The organism is Actinomadura rugatobispora, assembly GCF_055379765.1.
In genome coordinates this window covers 3,883,327-3,899,585 of record NZ_AP029191.1, presented here as the reverse complement: position 1 = coordinate 3,899,585, position 16,259 = coordinate 3,883,327, and the positions used below count along the sequence as shown (strand labels likewise).

19 protein-coding genes and 1 pseudogene are annotated in these 16,259 nt (G+C 72.3%); 11 read left to right on the top strand and 9 right to left on the bottom strand.

Annotated features, from left to right (window positions below; translation table 11 throughout):
* Position 1: 1 nt before the first annotated feature.
* From ACZ466_RS16735 to ACZ466_RS16720, 4 genes are read left to right on the top strand one after another with little or no spacing between them, the layout of a single operon-like run.
* Entirely contained in the window at positions 2–577 is a 576-nt protein-coding gene (locus ACZ466_RS16735; protein WP_378289388.1) for a nuclear transport factor 2 family protein, read from the top strand.
* 31 nt (positions 578–608) lie between these two features.
* Positions 609–1,535, top strand: a complete 927-nt coding sequence (locus ACZ466_RS16730; RefSeq protein ID WP_378289390.1) for a TIGR03564 family F420-dependent LLM class oxidoreductase — start codon at positions 609–611, stop codon at positions 1,533–1,535.
* Positions 1,532–2,284, top strand: a complete 753-nt coding sequence (locus tag ACZ466_RS16725) for an SDR family NAD(P)-dependent oxidoreductase (protein ID WP_378289392.1) — start codon at positions 1,532–1,534, stop codon at positions 2,282–2,284. The genes ACZ466_RS16730 and ACZ466_RS16725 overlap by 4 nt, the downstream gene beginning before the upstream one ends.
* Before the next feature lie 12 nt (positions 2,285–2,296).
* Positions 2,297–3,271 (top strand): TIGR03621 family F420-dependent LLM class oxidoreductase, encoded by a 975-nt coding sequence (locus ACZ466_RS16720; RefSeq protein WP_378289394.1) that lies wholly within the window; start codon positions 2,297–2,299, stop codon positions 3,269–3,271.
* An 11-nt stretch (positions 3,272–3,282) separates the two neighbouring features.
* Here ACZ466_RS16720 and ACZ466_RS16715 read toward each other — a convergent pair whose 3' ends face one another.
* Both ACZ466_RS16715 and ACZ466_RS16710 read right to left on the bottom strand, forming a co-directional pair.
* Positions 3,283–4,053, bottom strand: coding sequence for an SDR family NAD(P)-dependent oxidoreductase (locus ACZ466_RS16715; RefSeq protein WP_378289396.1), 771 nt, complete (start codon positions 4,051–4,053; stop codon positions 3,283–3,285).
* Complete coding sequence (locus ACZ466_RS16710) at positions 4,050–4,805, bottom strand: SDR family NAD(P)-dependent oxidoreductase (RefSeq protein WP_378289398.1); 756 nt, start codon at positions 4,803–4,805, stop codon at positions 4,050–4,052. The genes ACZ466_RS16715 and ACZ466_RS16710 overlap by 4 nt, the downstream gene beginning before the upstream one ends.
* Positions 4,806–4,880: 75 nt before the next feature.
* On the opposite strand from ACZ466_RS16710, the gene ACZ466_RS16705 reads away from it, so the two are divergent.
* Complete coding sequence (locus ACZ466_RS16705) at positions 4,881–6,071, top strand: cytochrome P450 (protein WP_378289400.1); 1,191 nt, start codon at positions 4,881–4,883, stop codon at positions 6,069–6,071.
* An 8-nt stretch (positions 6,072–6,079) separates the two neighbouring features.
* On the opposite strand, the gene ACZ466_RS16700 is transcribed toward ACZ466_RS16705, so the two are convergent.
* From ACZ466_RS16700 to ACZ466_RS16675, 6 genes are all read right to left on the bottom strand, one after another.
* Complete coding sequence (locus ACZ466_RS16700; RefSeq protein WP_464043846.1) at positions 6,080–6,667, bottom strand: TetR/AcrR family transcriptional regulator; 588 nt, start codon at positions 6,665–6,667, stop codon at positions 6,080–6,082.
* A 60-nt stretch (positions 6,668–6,727) separates the two neighbouring features.
* Positions 6,728–7,324, bottom strand: a complete 597-nt coding sequence (locus tag ACZ466_RS16695) for a cadmium resistance transporter (RefSeq protein WP_378289404.1) — start codon at positions 7,322–7,324, stop codon at positions 6,728–6,730.
* A gap of 139 nt (positions 7,325–7,463) precedes the next feature.
* The gene (locus ACZ466_RS16690) at positions 7,464–7,838 is read right to left on the bottom strand and encodes a hypothetical protein (protein WP_378289406.1); all 375 of its coding nucleotides are present in this window, start codon (positions 7,836–7,838) and stop codon (positions 7,464–7,466) included.
* Between the two features lie 66 nt (positions 7,839–7,904).
* Complete coding sequence (locus ACZ466_RS16685; RefSeq protein WP_378289408.1) at positions 7,905–8,507, bottom strand: response regulator transcription factor; 603 nt, start codon at positions 8,505–8,507, stop codon at positions 7,905–7,907.
* Entirely contained in the window at positions 8,504–9,631 is a 1,128-nt protein-coding gene (locus ACZ466_RS16680) for a sensor histidine kinase (protein WP_378289410.1), read from the bottom strand. The genes ACZ466_RS16685 and ACZ466_RS16680 overlap by 4 nt, the downstream gene beginning before the upstream one ends.
* A 20-nt stretch (positions 9,632–9,651) precedes the next feature.
* Entirely contained in the window at positions 9,652–9,870 is a 219-nt protein-coding gene (locus tag ACZ466_RS16675) for a hypothetical protein (RefSeq protein WP_378289412.1), read from the bottom strand.
* A 162-nt stretch (positions 9,871–10,032) separates the two neighbouring features.
* Here ACZ466_RS16675 and ACZ466_RS16670 point away from each other — a divergent pair, with 162 nt between their 5' ends.
* The 4 genes and pseudogenes from ACZ466_RS16670 to ACZ466_RS16655 all read left to right on the top strand — a co-directional run.
* Entirely contained in the window at positions 10,033–10,917 is an 885-nt protein-coding gene (locus ACZ466_RS16670; RefSeq protein ID WP_378289414.1) for an ABC transporter ATP-binding protein, read from the top strand.
* Between the two features lie 11 nt (positions 10,918–10,928).
* Complete coding sequence (locus tag ACZ466_RS16665) at positions 10,929–11,648, top strand: ABC transporter permease (RefSeq protein WP_378289416.1); 720 nt, start codon at positions 10,929–10,931, stop codon at positions 11,646–11,648.
* A 102-nt stretch (positions 11,649–11,750) separates the two neighbouring features.
* On the top strand, positions 11,751–12,518 hold the full coding sequence (locus tag ACZ466_RS16660; RefSeq protein ID WP_378289418.1) for an SDR family NAD(P)-dependent oxidoreductase: 768 nt from the start codon (positions 11,751–11,753) through the stop codon (positions 12,516–12,518).
* Positions 12,515–12,800 (top strand): annotated as a pseudogene (locus tag ACZ466_RS16655) (sigma factor); the annotation flags it as partial. The gene ACZ466_RS16660 and the pseudogene ACZ466_RS16655, both read left to right, overlap by 4 nt.
* 15 nt (positions 12,801–12,815) lie before the next feature.
* Here ACZ466_RS16655 and ACZ466_RS16650 read toward each other — a convergent pair.
* Positions 12,816–14,495 carry an IS200/IS605 family accessory protein TnpB-related protein gene (locus ACZ466_RS16650; protein ID WP_464044076.1) on the bottom strand — a complete coding sequence of 560 codons (1,680 nt, stop codon included), beginning with the start codon at positions 14,493–14,495 and terminating at the stop codon, positions 12,816–12,818.
* A 132-nt stretch (positions 14,496–14,627) separates the two neighbouring features.
* On the opposite strand from ACZ466_RS16650, the gene ACZ466_RS16645 reads away from it, so the two are divergent.
* Positions 14,628–15,344 (top strand): sigma factor-like helix-turn-helix DNA-binding protein, encoded by a 717-nt coding sequence (locus tag ACZ466_RS16645; protein ID WP_378289420.1) that lies wholly within the window; start codon positions 14,628–14,630, stop codon positions 15,342–15,344.
* A gap of 41 nt (positions 15,345–15,385) precedes the next feature.
* Positions 15,386–16,252 carry a TIGR03620 family F420-dependent LLM class oxidoreductase gene (locus tag ACZ466_RS16640; protein ID WP_378289422.1) on the top strand — a complete coding sequence of 289 codons (867 nt, stop codon included), beginning with the start codon at positions 15,386–15,388 and terminating at the stop codon, positions 16,250–16,252.
* The last annotated feature ends 7 nt before the right edge of the window (positions 16,253–16,259 follow it).

Below are 16,259 nucleotides of genomic sequence, written 5' to 3'. Positions count from 1 at the left end.
GATGACCGACGAGGAGTTCGAGGCGCTGCGCGATGACGTGCGGTACCTCAAGGACCGCGCCGAGATCCTCGACTGCGTCGCCCGCCACGCGCGCGGCTGCGACCGCCACGACGAGGAGCTGATCGGCAGCGCGTACCATTCGGACGGCACCGACGAGCACGGCTTCACGCTCAACTCCGGCGCCGACTACGCCGCCTGGGTCAATCCGACGCACGCGGCGACCTCGCAGGCGCACCTGCACAACATCACGACGCAGTCCTGCGAGATCGACGGCGACGTCGCCCACTGCGAGAGCTACTCGATGGTCGTCCTGCTCGGCCGGGACGGGCGGACCGCCCAGGTGATCAACGGGCGCTACCTCGACCGTCTCGAACGGCGCGACGGGCGGTGGCGGATCGCGCTGCGCCGCTCCACCGTCGAGGCCATGTTCACCGCGGACGCCTCCGTGCTGAAGTCGCCGTTCTTCACCGAGCAGGGCTACCTGAAGGGGACGCGGGACCGGGACGACCTCTCCTACCGGCGTCCGCTGCTCCAGGAGACGCCCCCTCCCGCTCGCTGGTCGGAGAGCGTCCGCTAGCCCGCCCCCACCTCACGACGAAGGACATCGCATGCGCATCGGCCTGACCGGCGGCGCCGCCACCCCCGACAAGATCGTCCAGCAGGCGAAGCGGGCCGAGGCGGACGGCTTCGCCTCGCTCTGGTACGCCAGCATCGTCACCGGCGACCCGCTGACCCCCATGGCCCTCGCGGGACGGGAGACCTCGGCGATCGAGCTCGGCACCGCCGTCCTGCAGACCTACCCCTGCCATCCGCTGCTGCAGGCCAACCGCACCGCCTCCGCCGCCGCCACGATGGGCCGCCCCGGGCTCACCATCGGCATCGGCCCCTCCCACGAGCCGATGGTCCGGGACGTGTACGGCATGTCCTACGACCACCCCGGCCGCAGCACCGAGGAGTACATCCGGATCCTCACCGGCCTCCTGCGCGGCGAGGACGTGGACTTCCAGGGCGAGGACTGGTCGACGCGCAGCGCCGGCCGGATGGCGCCCGTCGCCCACCCCGTCCCCGTGCTGCTGTCGGCGCTGTCGCCGCGGATGCTGCGCGTCGCGGGCCAGTACGCCGACGGCACGATCCTGTGGATGGCTCCCGTCAAGGCGATCGAGGAGCACATCGCGCCCCGGATCCACGCCGCCGCGTCCGCCGCCGGGCGTCCGGCGCCCCGCATCGTCGCAGGGCTGCCCGTGGCCGTCCACGACGATGAGGCACAGGCCCGGGAGGCGGTCGCCGCGACCGCCGGTGCGTACGCCGGGATGCCCAACTACCAGCGCATCATGGACATCGGCGGTGCCCGCTCCCCGGCCGAGGCGGCCCTCGTCGGGGACGAGACGTCCGTGCGCAAGCAGCTCCAGTCGCTCCTGGACGCGGGCGCGACCGACATCTGGGTCAACATCGTCCCCGTCGGGCCCGACCGCGCCGCCTCCAGCCGCCGCACCCGCGACCTCCTCCGCGACCTCGCAGGCGGGGCGGCGGAATGAGCGGGGGACGGCTGGCCGGCAAGGTCGCGGTGATCACCGGCGCCGGTTCGGGCATCGGACGGGCGAGCGCCGAACTGTTCGCGCGGGAGGGGGCGAGGGTCGTCTGCGCGGACGTCAGCGGCGAACAGGAGCGGACGGCCGCCGGCATCGGGGACGCGGCGGTCGCGGTGCACGCGGACGTGAGCGTCTCCGCCGACGTCCGGAACGCGATCGCCACGGCCGAGCGGCGCTTCGGGAGGCTGGACGTCCTGTTCAACAACGCCGGGATCGGCGGCCCCAAGCGGCCGATCACCGAGCAGGACGAGGAGGACTACGACCGCGTTCTCGACGTCAACCTCAGGAGCGTGTTCCTTGGCATGAAGTACGGGATCGCGGCCATGCTCCGCACCGGCGGCGGGTCGGTCATCAACACCGCCTCGGCGGCCGGGCTGGTCGGCTGGAGGAAGAACGCGCTCTACGGCGCCTCCAAGGGCGGTGTCGTCCAGATGACCAAGGCGACCGCTCTGGACTTCGCCGACCAGGGCGTCCGCGTCAACGCCCTCTGCCCCGGCATGACCTGGACCGCTCTGGTCCCGGCGGCGAAGGACGGGGCGCCCCCGCCCGCCGATGGTTTCGCCCCGCCGCAGCCGATGGGCCGGTGGGGCCTGCCCACCGAACTGGCCGCGGCGGCGCTGTTCCTCGCCGGTGACGAATCGTCGTTCGTCACCGGGGTGGCGCTCCCGGTCGACGGCGGCTACGTCTGCGAGTAGGAGGCGACCGGGATGCGACCGTTCCGTTTCGGGGTTCAGACGACGACGGCCACGTCGGCGGGGCAGTGGCGGGATCTCGTCCGCAAGGTCGAGGAGCTCGGCTATTCCACGCTGTTCCTCGCCGACCACTACATCGGGCCCGGCCCCGTGAGCGACCGCACGTTCCTGCGGCCGCAGCACCTGGCCCCGATCGCGGCGATGGCCGCGGCGGCGGCGTGGACGTCCACGCTTCGCGTGGGCTGCCGCGTCTTCTGCGTCGACTACCACGTGCCCGCGGCGCTGGCGAAGGAGGCCGCGACGATCGACCTGCTCTCCGGCGGCCGCCTCGAACTCGGCCTCGGGGCGGGCACGAACGGCGGCGAGTACGCGGCCATGGGCCTCGCCTTCGAGGACGCTCCGCGCCGGGTCTCCAAGCTCGAGGAGGTGGTCGCCCTCATCAAGGCGCACTCGACCGGTGAGCCGATCGACCAGGACGGCGCCCACGTCAAGGTCGGCGGCTACTCCGGCCTCCCGCTCCCGGTGCAGCGCCCCCACCCGCCGATCATGATCGGTGGCTCCCGGAAGAGGGTGCTGTCGCTCGCGGCCAGGGAGGCCGACATCGTCAGCCTCGCCAACGTCCCGTGGACCCCGGTCAACGACGCCGGTCTCACCCCGCCGCAGGAGGCGCTACGGCGGTCCCGCCTGGTCCGCGACGCCGCGGGGGAGCGGTTCGCGGCACTGGAGCTGGAGAGCTCGCCCTACGTCCTGGAGGTGACCGGCGACGCCGGCGAGGCCCTGGAGCGGTGGGCGGCCCGCCTGCGCACCGCCGTTCCCGAAGTCCGGGCCGAGACCCTGCGCGACCATCCCAACGTCCTCGTCGGTTCCGTCGGGGAGATCGTCGAACGGCTGCGGGAGCGCCGCGAGACGCTGGGCGTCAACTACGTCACCGTGCCCAGGAAGCAGATCGACGCCTTCGCCCCCGTCGTGGCCGAGCTGACCGGCACTTAGAGGCCGTCCGGTCAGACTCCCGCGGGGCCGGGCCCGCCATGGATGTAGAGGGTCTGGCCGGAGCAGAAGCTGGAGGCGTCGGAGGCGAAGAACAGGACCCCGTAGCCGATCTCCTCGGGTTCGCCGAGGCGGCCGGAGGCGTTGGTCTTGCCGATGGCGTCGAGGTCGTGCCCGTACCGCTCGGCCTCCTCCAGCAGGGTCGCCGCCCGCACGGCACCGACGGCGATCGTGTTCACCCGGACGCCCTTGCGCGTCCAGGTCGCGGCCAGGGAACCGGTGAGGTTGTTCACCCCCGCCTTCGCGGCGCCGTACGGGGCCGCCTGCGGCATGGCCAGCAGGCTCGCGCCGGACGAGATGTTCACGATCGCGCCCCCGCCCTGCTCGATCATGGGCTCGGCGGCCGCCCGGGACAGGAACCACACGCTGCCGAGGTTGAGGGCCAGGACCCGGGTCCACTCGTCGTCGGTCCACTTCATGGGCGACTTGGTCTCCGCGCCGCCCGCGTTGTTGACCAGGATGTCGAGCCGCCCCATCCGCTCGACGGCGGTGCCGACGAGCCGCCGGCACTGCTCGGGGTCGGTCACGTCGGCCGGCACGGCCAGCGCCCGGCGGCCGAGCGCCTCGATCTCCCGCGCGGTGGACTCCAGCGGCTCGGGGCGCCGTCCCGCGAGGACGACGTCGGCGCCGTGCGCGGCGAGCACCAGCGCCGTGCCGCGGCCGATGCCGGTGCCGCCGCCCGTGATGACGGCCACCCGCCCGCCGAGATCGAATCTGCCGCTCACGTGACCGCACCTCCGTTGACGCCGATGACCTGGCCGGTGACGTAGCCGGCTTCGTCCGAGCACAGGAACGCGCACACCGCCGCGATGTCGTCGCCGGTGCCGAGCCGTCCCGCCGGGACCATCCGGGCGAGCGCCTCCGGGCCCGGCAGCCTTCCGGCCTCCTGGTTGTTCCGCAGCATCGGAGTGTCGGCCGTGAAGGGCGGGATCGTGTTCGCCGTGATCCCTTTCTTCGCGTATTCGAGGGCCACCGTTTTGGTGAGCGCGATGACGCCGCCCTTGGACGCCGAATAGTGCGCCTGGCGGGGCACGCCGGTCTGCCCCGCGGCGGACGAGATGGTGACGATCCGGCCCCAGCCCGCGGCCGCCATGTCGCCGATCGCCGACTGCAGGCAGTGGAAGGTCCCGGTGAGGTTCACCGCGATGGTGCGGGCCCAGTCGTCCGGCGTGACCTCGTCGAACGGCACGAACCCGGACACGCCCGCGCTGGTGACCAGGATCTCGATCGGCCCCAGCGCGGCGCGCACCGCGTCGAAGGCCCGGTCGACCGCGGCCCGGTCGGACACGTCGACCTCGCCCGCGACGGCCTCGCCGCCCCGCGCGCGAAGGCCGTCCGCCGCGCGCGCGGCGGCGTCCCCGTCCAGGTCGAGCACCGCGACGCGGCCGCCCCGCCGGGCGAGCCGCTCGCAGATCGACAACCCCAGCCCGGACGCGCCGCCCGTCACCACCGCCACCCGATCCGACCGTTCTCCCACGGGCCCTCCTTTCTTCGACTATACGACCGTACAGCATATGCTATACGATCGTGCAGCACCGTTCGAGGAGGAGAAGTGAGCGATCTCTATTACGACCCCTACGACGTCGAGATCGACCGCGATCCGTACCCGATCTACCGGCGGCTGCGGGACGAGGCGCCGCTGTACTACAACGAGCGCCACGACTTCTGGGGGCTGAGCCGCTTCGCCGACGTCGACGCGGCCCTGAAGGACGTCGCGCGCCTCAGCTCGGCCAAGGGCGACATCCTGGAGGTCGTCAAGGCCGATCCGGTCATGCCGCCCGGCGTGTTCATCAACGAGGACCCGCCGCGGCACACCGTCCACCGCGCCCTGGTCGCCCGAGCCTTCACGCCCCGGCGGATGAGGATGGTGGAGGAGAAGGTGCGCGCCTTCTGCGTCGCGTGCCTGGACCCGCTGACCGGCTCCGACCGGTTCGACTTCGTGGCCGATCTCGGGAACGAGCTGCCGATGCGCGCGATCGGCATGCTGGTCGGCATCCCCGACGCCGAGCAGCCCAAGGTGCGCGACCACGCGCAGCGCAGCCTGCGCAACCAGCCCGGCGAGCCGCTACCGGTCGACAAGGACCACTACTTCGACGGCGACATGTACGCCGACTACGTCGCCTGGCGGGAGCGCAACCCCTCCGACGACCTCATCACCGAACTGCTCGCCCTGGAGTTCGAGGACGTGGACGGCACGGTCCGCCGGCTGTCCAAGGACGAGATCCTCACCTTCCTGGCGGTGATCGCCGGAGCCGGGGTGGAGACCACCGGGCGCCTGTTCGGCTGGATGGGCAAGGTGCTGGCCGAGCACCCCGGCCAGCGCCGCGAGCTGGCCGAGGACCGCTCCCTCATCCCGAACGCGATCGAGGAGCTGCTGCGCTACGAGCCGCCCGGACCGCACGTGGCCCGCTACGTCGCCGAGGACGTCCGCTACCACGGCACCACGGTCCCGGCCGGGTCCGCGATGCTGCTCATGGTCGCCTCCGCCAACCGGGACGAGCGCCGCTTCGAGGACCCGGACCGCTTCGACATCCACCGCGCCATCGGCACGCACGTCACGTTCGGGCACGGCGCCCACTACTGCCTGGGCGCGGCGCTGGCCCGCATGGAGGGACGCGTCGCCCTCGACGAGGTGCTGAACCGCTTCCCCGAGTGGGAGATCGACCTGGCCGGCGCCCGTCGCTCACCCACCACGACCGTCCGGGGGTGGGACGCGATGCCCGCGATCATCGCCCGGGGATGACGATGTCCTCAGGAGGGCTCCACTGAGTCGAGGAACTCCTCGAACTCCGCCATCACCCCGGCGTGCTCGGAGGAGATGCCGACGCCCTCCTCCAGCCGCACCAGCTTCGGGATCCCCGTCACCAGGAACAGCAGCGTCCCCGGTGACAGGTTCCCGAGCGTGACGGGCCGCTCGCGGGACGCCTCGGCCAGCGCCTCGGTCTGCAGCCGCCGCAGCCGCTCCGCCCACTCGGCGATCTCCGCGCGGATCGACTTGCGGTGGTTGCCCAGGGCCAGGAACTCGGTGGTGAGCGCCGCCGCCGACTCGTCCTTGCTGTACTCCCACAGGACGTGCAGCGGTCGGTCGGCACGGGTCCGCAGGTCTTCGGCCAGCTTCTCCAGGTTCTGCCCGGACCGCCGCCGGACCGCCGCGACGAACAGCTCGTCCAGGGTGGGGAAGTAGTACTGGACCAGCCCCGGGGTCACGCCCGCCCTGGCCGCCACGGCGCGGTAGGACACGCTGGCGTAGCCCGTCTCCAGCATCAACCGCTCGACGCAGTTGAGCAGGAGATCCCTCGTCTTGGACGTCTCGGCGCCCACGCGCCGGGAGGATGCCATGCACGACCTCGCTCTCACCCTGCACGGGCATTGTCGCAGACCAGCCGATCACACCGCCGTTCAGAGGCCGAAGGCGCCGCCCTCGACGAGGATGAGCAGGCCGATGCCGATCAGGACGACCGGCAGCAGGACGTGGCCCCATCGGCTGAGCGCCCTGGCGACGAGGGGGCGCGTGGCGAAGAACCGTCCCGCCGCGCACCACACGGCGACCAGGACGAGGAACACCGCGGCGTACACCGCCATGCCGCCGGTGCCGGCGGTGGCGAAGACCGGGACGTACACGCCGATGTTGTCGCCGCCGTTGGCGAAGGTGACCGCGGCGACCTCCAGGACGCCCGGTCCGCCTTCCCGCCGCTCCTGCTCGCCGTCGTCCTTGCCGCGGTGCCTCCACGCCTGCCAGGCCGCCTTCAGGCCGAGGGCCAGCGGCAGCAGCCCCAGGTAGGGGACGGCGGACTCGGGCAGGAACGTCGCGCCGAACGCGGCGGCGATGGCGACGGCCAGGATCGCGGCGAACCCGAGGTACTGGCCGATCACCACCCGGCGGCCCGCTCCGGGGTGCCCGGTGGCCTGGGCGTAGAACAGCGCCAGGATGAGGATGTCGTCGATGTTGGTGACGGCGAACAGGCCGGCGGCCTGGCCGACGATTCCCGGGTTCACGTCCGGCCGCCGTGGCCGGAGGAAACGGAACACTGCATGATCTGATCAACCCTCGGAAGTCGTAGTGGGGGGACACGGGTGCGCCCAGGGCGCCGCGCCGCCGGGACGGCGGCGCGGGCGGGCGCACGACGAGTGCTGATCAGCAGCGAAGGACGCGCAGGAGGCTGAGCGCCGGCTGGAGCACGGCCAGCCGGTTCCAGGTTCCGGACCGTCCGCCGGGCGGCCCGCGCTCCGACGGCACCGTCCACGCGGGCGCCGCGAGCCAGGGGACGTCCCAGGCGAAGACCGGAGACAGGTCCGGGAGCGTGTCGCGCGGCGGCATGGTGACCTCGTCCGAGGTCATCTCCTCGGGACCGGGCCGCTCAAGCGCCCCGGCGGAGGACGTCCCGCCCGACGAGGACACCGTGGACGGCGTCTCGCCCGCCTGCCGGGACAGCAGGCCGTTGGGCATCACGAGGTACACCAGCAGAGCGGCGGCCATCACGATGACGACACCCCGCACCCGCCGTGCCACCGCGCCTCCCATGATCCAGCCGCATCAAACCCTCCCATACCGGCCGCCCTCGCGTTCGGTCCAGGGTTACAGCCAGTCGCGTTCGCGCGCGTACCGTGCCGCTTCGTGGCGGGTGCGGGTCTGGGTCTTCTGCATCGCGTTGGAGAGGTAGTTGCGCACCGTGCCTTCGGCCAGGTGCAGGTGGGCGGCGATGTCGGCGACCGAGTAGCCCTCGCCGGTCTCCCGCAGCACGTCGATCTCGCGGTCGGTGAGCGGGCAGTCGTCGACGACGGCGAGCGCGGACACGTCCGGGTCGATCCAGCGCCTGCCCTCGTGCAGGGTCTTGATGACCGACGTGATGTGCGCCGGTTCCGCGGACTTGCTGACGAAGCCCTGGACGCCGAGTTTCAGTGCCTTGCGGAGCACGCCGGGCCTGGCGTGCCGGGTCAGCATGAGGATCACCTGGTCCGGACGCTCGCGGCGGATCTCCGCGACGGCGCCGAGCCCGTCCACGCCGGGCATCTCCAGGTCGATGACGAGCACGTCGGGCCGGTGCTCCAGCGTGGCCCGGACGGCCGCCGCACCGTCCTCCGCCTCGGCGAGCACGGTGATCTCGCCTTCGAGCGGGAGCAGCGCGGCCAGCGCCTTGCGGAGGAGGGCCTCGTCGTCGGCGAGCACCACGCTGGTCATCGGCCCTCCCGTGCCTCGGGACGGAGCCGCGGGAACGCCGCGGCCGTCAGGAAACGCCCGTCCTTCTGCTCCACCGTCAGCTCTCCTCCTTCGCCCACCACCCGTTCCCTGAGCGTGGCCAGGCCCCTGAGCTCGGGGAGCGGGGCCTCCTGGACGCCATCGTTGACGATGGCGATGCCCGACCTGGACAGGGTGATGCGCACCTGCTCGGCCTGCGCGTGCCGCAGGATGTTGGTCGTCGTCTCCCGGAGGACCTGGCCGAGCAGCTCGTTGGCGCGCGCGTCGACCTCGGCGTCGCGGTCGACGCGCACGCGGATGCCCGCGGCCTCGAAGAGGTTCTTCGCGTTCTCCAGCTCCGCGGAGAGGTTGAGCCGCCGCTGCGCGTAGGCGAGCTCCTTGGTCTGCGTGATGGTGTCGCCGACCAGGGCGCGCACCTCCCGGAGCTCCTCGGCCGCCCGGTCGACGTCGCTGCGCAGCAGCTTCTCGGCCAGCGAGGTCTTCAGCTTCACCACGTGCAGCGTGTGCCCCTGGATGTCGTGCAGATCGCTGGCGAAACGGATGCGCTCCCGGGCGACGGCGAGCTCGGCTTCGCGTTCCCGCGACTCGTCCAGCTCCGCGACGAGGTCGTAGAACGCCTGGCCGGCGAACAGGAAGCCGGTCACCACCACCGTGACGCCCGTCGGGATGAGGACGTAGGAGATCAGGACGTCGGGCGCGTCCTCCGACGACACCAGCAGCCTTGTCGCGCCCACCGCGGCGACGAACGCGACCAGCCCGGCGGCGGCCGCGCCGCGGTGGCGCGGCAGCTTCGGGGCGTAGACGGAGCCCACGACGCAGAGGCCGTAGTACGCCGTGTGGCCGCCCACCACGAGCGCTCCGGCGACCCACACCGCGGCCGCGACGATCAGGCAGTAGAGCACGACGCGGGGGGTGCCCTTCGCCCGCCACCGCGCGGCGGCCACCAGCGCCGCGCCCAGGCCCAGGCCCAGGATGACGGCGTGCCACCACGTCTCGGAGTCGGTCACCACCAGCAGCGCCCCCACGGGGGCGACGGACACGACCATCGAGGTGACGTTCAGCCTGTCCAGCCGTCTCCACGGCCCGTCCTCGCGCTTGGACGTCATGCGTGCCCCCCGTTCCGGCGTCACCGCCGAGTCTTCATGCTGAGCAGCGGCAGCGCCAAGGCGCTCGCCCCGGTGAGGGCCGTGGCCGTCCACATCAGCCACTGGTTCTCCTCCAGCCACGACTCCATCCCTCCGGGGAAGAGGCCCAGGCCAAGGTAGTGGACGAGGAACGCCACGCAGACCAGGACGAAGACGGCCAGGTTGGCCGTCAGCAGCAGGCGCAGTGGTCTGGTGTCCATCGTGGCTCTCCGGGATAGCACAGCAGAGTCCACCCCAGCATTCTTCGCGTTCGGCGGTGCCGACAGTGACACCGCGTCATGCCTTCACCCGGAGAAACGTCATGGTCAAGTGGTGACGCGGTCCCACTGCCCGGCGGGCGCGGCGGCGGCTGGAATCGGTGCATGACCTCCACACCAGTCATCGACGTCGAACGTCTCAACCTCAAGTACGGCGACTTCCACGCCGTGAAGGACGTGTCCTTCCAGGTGCGGAGCGGGGAGTTCTACGCGCTGCTCGGCACGAACGGGGCGGGGAAGACCTCGACCCTGGAGATCATCGAAGGCCATCGCACCGCCACCTCGGGGACCGTGCGGGTGTTCGGGCATGACCCGCGCGACCGCCGCGCCGTGCGGCCCAGGATGGGCGTGATGCTGCAGGAGAGCGGCTTCTCACCGGATCTGACGGTGAAGGAGTCCGTCCGGCTGATCGGGAAGCTCAGCGGGCGCGCGGACACGGCCGAGCGCGTGCTCGGGATCATCGACCTCACCCGCAAGGCCGGCACCAAGGTGTCCCAGCTGTCCGGCGGCGAGAAGCGGCGCCTGGACTTCGCCACCGCCGTGTACGGGGCGCCCGAGCTGATCTTCCTGGACGAGCCCACCACCGGCCTGGACATCCAGTCCCGGGACGACCTCTGGGGCGCCGTGGACAAGCTCCGCGAGGACGGCTCCACCATCGTCCTCACCACGCACTACCTGGAGGAGGCGCAGCAGCGGGCCGACCGCATCGGGCTGATGCACAAGGGCGCCTTCCACCGGGAAGGGACCGTCTCCGAACTGACGCGGACCCTCCCGTCCACCATCCGCTTCGCCCTCGCGGGCGACCCGCCGGCGCTGCCGCTGCGGGCCACGCTCGAAAGCGACGGCAGGTTCCTCGTCGAGACCTTCGACCTGGCCAGGGACCTCTACACCTTGCTCCACTGGGCGCGGCAGCACGCGGTGGAGCCGCGGGACCTCGAAGCCGGACCGACCCGCCTCGACGACGTCTTCCGCTCCATCGGCAGCGAGTGAAGGGACTTCCCATGCTTTCCATCGCGCTCAGCGAGCTGATCCAGATCTTCCGGAACCGGCTGGTCCTGGTCACCAGTCTCATCATGCCCGTGGCCGTCAGCGCGCTCTTCATCCGCCAGCACGAATCCTTCGCGAAGCTGGGCAGCCTCGGCTATATCGCGGCGGTGCTGGTGTTCACCGTCGGGGCGTTCGGGCTCTACGCCACCGCGGTGACCACGCTGGCCGCGCGCCGGCAGAACCTCTTCCTCAAGCGGCTGCGCTCCACCGCGGCGGGCGACGCCGGCATCCTCACCGGACTGCTGCTCCCGGTCACCGCCATCTCGCTCGTCCAGGTGGTCGTGCTCCTGACCGTGCTGGGCGCGGTCGCCGGCGGACCGGCCGACCTCCTGCTGCTGGCGGCGGCGATCCTCGCGACAGTGATCATGATGATCGGGCTGGGCCTGGCCACGGCCGGGCTGACCAACTCCCCCGAGCACGCCCAGGTGACCACGCTGCCCGTCAGCCTCGGCACCATCGCCGTGGCCAGCTGGGTGGGGATCAGCGGCACCGAGGAGCTCGCCCTGCTCAAGCGGCTGCTCCCCGGCGGCTCGGCCACCGAGCTCGTCGTCAACGCCTGGAACGGCGGCGTCCCCGTGGCGGACTCCCTGCTCCTGCTGGCGCCCACGCTGGCCTGGGTCGTGGTCGCCGTCGCGCTCGCGTCCCGGCTCTTCCGCTGGGAGCCGCGCCGCTGACGCCCTTTCCGCTCGCATGTCACAGGAGGCGGGGCTGTCTCGTCTCGGGTCTCGACGACGGAGTCCGAGACGAGCACACCCTCCCACGGCAAGGAGCCGATCATGAACGAGCGGGCCGCACACCGGAAGGTCGCCCTGGTCACGGGCGCGAACAAGGGGATCGGCCGCGGGACCGCCGAGCGACTCGCGGCGCTGGGCGCGACGGTCCTCGTCGGCGCCAGGGACCCGCGGCGCGGCGAGGAGGCCGCCGCGGCGCTGCGCGCGGCGGGCGGCGACGCGCACGCGGTCGCCCTGGACGTCACCGACCCCGCCACCGTCCAGGAGGCCGCCCGGCGGATCGGGGAGCGCTTCGGCCGCCTCGACGTCCTGGTCAACAACGCCGGCATCACCGGCTCCGGGCAGGTCTCGCCCGCGGACGCCCACGATCAGGTCCCCAGTACCGTCGACCTGGACATGGTCCGGACGGTGTTCGAGACCAACGTGTTCGGGGTGATCGCGGTGACCAACGCCATGCTGCCGCTGCTGCGGCGGTCGCCGGCGGCGCGCGTGGTCAACGTCAGCAGCCACGCCGCGTCGCTGACCCTCGGCAGCGACCCGGACGGCCCCCTGGCGGGACTGCTGCCGTCGGCGGCGTACGCGCCGTCCAAGAGCGCCCTGTCCGCGCTGACCGTGCAGTACGCCAACGAGCTGCGGAAGGACGGCATCCTCGTCAACGCCGTCGCGCCCGGTTTCGTCGCCACCGACAGCAACGACCACACCGGGTTCCTCACGGTCGAGCAGGGCGCCTCGGTCGTGGTGCGCCTGGCCGTGCTCGGCCCGGACGGGCCGACCGCCGGGTTCTTCGGCGAGGAAGGCCCGGTGCCCTGGTGACCGCGCCGGAAGGGGCCGGGACGGGCCGGGTCGAGGAGTTCCAGGAGTTGCGGCCGCTGCTGTTCTCGATCGCCTACCGGATCCTGGGCAGCGTGAGCGAGGCCGAGGACGCCGTCCAGGAGACCTGGCTGCGTTACGAGTCGTCCACCGCGCGACCCGCCTCGGCCAAGTCCTTCCTGTCGGCCGTGGTGACCCGGATCTCGATCGACGTGCTGCGCTCGGCCCGCGTCCGGAGGGAGGAGTACGTCGGGCCGTGGTTCCCCGAGCCGCTGCTGACCGACCGTTCCTCATCAGTGTTCAGGAGTGGGTCTTGGGCCCACGTCCCGAAACTGCGCGCATCCCGAACGGTGTTGGATGCGCTGGTTCCCCGCGTTCTCGTTGCCCGGTCCGGCGACGTGCATCACGTGCACGGTCCGGGCCGGGTCGGCGGGGTCCCTCACGCCCCGAGGCGTCCGGTCGGGCCTGGGCGGTCCGATGCCCCGCACGATCGCTCCGGTCGTGCGGGGGCGGTGCCGTCCGTCGCCGGATCGGATGCCCCAGGGCGCGTCGCCCGATCGCGATGCTTGCCGCATCGTGCCGGGAAATTTCACGATCAGGAGTGCACAGCGGCTTCTGCCAGTGCTGCGCACCCCACTTGCTGGTGTAGGCCGGATCCACGGCCACGATCGCCAAACCGTGCCCGGCTGCCATCGAGACCAGGCGGGCCTTGAGCCTGGCGGTGGGAAAGCCGGAGATCAGCTGCCGGAACTGCTTGCGGCGCCCGTGCTTCTCCCGCGTCTTCTCGCCCGCGAAGTCCAGATCCTCGACCGCGATGGCCGTGACGCCGCGGCGGCGGGCCCAGTGCAGCAGGCGGGTGATGGCATGCCGGATTTGGGCGTCGCGGTGGGACGCGGTGCCGGTCAGGTCGTGGCCGAACCTCATCGGGTCCCCGACCGGGTTGCCGCAGGCGTCCAGGTGCCAGGCGGCGAAGTGGTCGGCGTTGGTGTCGACACCGATCACACCGCGGGCGCGTGCGGCGTCCAGGGGGACGGCGTGGACGGGGCCGCGCTGCCAGGAGGCGGTGAGGTACCAGCGGTCCCGGTCCCGGTCGGGGTCGTGGTGGATGCGGTAGGCCACCGCCCGGTTCGCTTCGATCCGGTCGGCCCACTCGGCGCCCCGATGCTGAAAGGCGACGCGGGCGGACAGGACGTACCGGCCGTGCGCAGCATTCGCCAGATGCGCCAGCGGGGCGGGGAGCCGGATCGACACCTCACCATCAGGGGTGACACGGAGGGTCTCGTTGCCGAACCGCTTCCCGCTCTCACCGTCAGCCTGCAGAAACGACCGTCCGGCCTCCCACCGCTCCCGCCACTCCCGCCCGGTGAGCCCGGCATCATCCAGATGATGCCGGGCACGAGCCAGTTTCCCACCGCCCCGGACGACGTGCACGATCCCGGCATCGCGGTCGGCCTTGGCGGCCGCGAGCCGGTCTTGCAGGACGCCCAGGCGGCGGGACTTGGCGAACCACTCCCGCCGGGACCGGTACCCGCCCGGCGCACCCTTGGCGCCCTTGGCGCCGATCAGCAGCGACAACCGGTGTTCCAGCGTCCCGACACCGGCCTGGAGTCCCCGGATGTGCGCGCTCTGGCTGCGGCGGGCCAGGGCCCACTGGTCGTGGGTGGCCTTGGTGATGCTCCCGGCCCACCGCGCCGACGACTCCCCCGTCAACTCCCGCTTGCGCGCCGCCCACCGGCCCGGATCATGATCCAGGCCATCGCCGCACCGGAGCTTCAGATCCCGGGACGCCAGCGACCCCAGATGCGCCCCCGCACGCCGCAACACCCGCTCGTCGGCCGCGGTGAGGCCCTTGAGACGGTCACGCACCGCCACCCCCGACGGGCCCGCCACCACGAACGACGGCGCGACCGGACGCAGTCCGCTCCCCGTGGCCTGGTCCTCGTGGCTGCGAGCATGGCGGCTGGCCGCCTCGGCGGCCACTCCACCACAAACAGCGGTACGTGACATGACGAACACTTTAAGTAAGAGTATTCGAACATGCAATCGACTTGCGTTGATCGCATTCCCTGGCAACACCTCCCGCAGGGACCTTCTGATCGTTCATTGACACTCATGAACACTCAAACGCCAAAAGTTCCGCACCTCTACCAGGACCCGCAGCGCTCGGCGGAGCTGGCCGACTCGGTGTCGATGGCGGCCCTGCTGCTGCTCGAACGGCTCAGTCCGCTCGAACGCGCGGTCTTCGTGCTGCGCGAGGTGTTCGGGTTCGGGTTCCCCGAGGTCGCCTCCGCCGTGGGGCGCTCGGAGGCCGCGTGCCGCCAGCTCGCGGTACGGGCGCGCCGCCACATGGAAGCGGGCCGTCCCCGGTTCGAGGCCGGCCGGGCCGAGCGCGAGGAGCTCGCCGGGCGGTTCCTGGACGCCTTCCGGGACGGGGACGTCGACGCGCTGACCGTGCTGCTGGCCGCCGACGTCCAGATGGTCGGCGACGCCGGCGGCAAGGCCCCGCAGTGGGCGGACCGCTTCGCCGGCGTCGAGAACGTGGCCCGGGCGCTCGCCGCGCTCGTGCCGCTGTTCGCCCGCATCGGGGCCCGGGTGGAGCCGCACCAGGTGAACGGCCGGCCGGGCGCGATCTTCCGTGACCGGGACGGCAAGGTCCTCAACACCTGGGCGCTCGACGTCCTCGACGGGCGGATCCAGACGATCCGGACGGTGAACAACCCCGACAAGCTCGGGCACTTGGGCCCCGTGGCGGACGCCTGGGCCGCCCTCCGCGAAGGCGGTGGTGCAGCGCGTACCCCGGGGCGCGGCCGCGATCGGCGGGCGCTCTAATATCGACGTCGAAAACAAAACTGCCTAGGGCGGGAGTCGGGATGGGCGACGAGAGCGGCACGCGCGGCGGGCTGCCCGGCGGTGTCGGGCTGTGGGGCGGGTTCCTCGACCGCCTGCCGGTCGCCGAGGCGGTCGCCGCCGTCCGGGACGTCGAGCACGCGGGCATCGGGACGGTGTGGCTCCAGGAGTACAGCGGCGTCGACCCGTTCGTACGCGCCGCGCTCTACCTGCAGGCGACCGACCGGCTCACCGTGGCGCTCGGCGTCGCGACGATCCACGCGCGCGACCCCGAGGCGATGGTGGCGGCGGCCTCGACCCTGCACGAGGCGTTCCCCGGACGCTTCGGGCTCGGACTCGGCGCGAGCCACCGGCACCTCGCCGAAGCGCGCGGCGGCGCGTACGCACGGCCGCTGAGCGCCATGCGCGAGTACCTCGCCGCCATGGACGCCGCCGCCGGGCGCCGCACCCTGCCGCCCCGGTTCCTCGGAGCGCTCGGCCCCCGGATGATCGAGCTCGCCGGCTCGGCCACCGACGGCCTGCACACCTACTTCGCCCCGGTCGCGCACACCGCGGCCGCCCGGGAGGCCGTCGGCGACGGCGCGTGGATCGCCCCGTCGCAGATGGTCTCCATCGGGGAGCCCGAGGCCGTCCGGCACTACCTCCAGCTGTGCCTCGGGATGCCGAACTACCGGCAGAACCTCCACCGGTTCGGCTTCTCCGAGGAAGACCTCGACACGACCGGCGACCGCCTCGTCGACGCCCTCGCCGTCTCGGACGATCCGTCCGCGCTGCGGACCCGCCTCGACGAGCAACGCGCCGCCGGGGCCGACCACGTCGCGCTGCAGCTCGTCCCGCCGCCTCCGTCGGCGACCGTCCTCGAACGCGTCGCCGCCGGGCTCGTTCCCTGAGCCGACC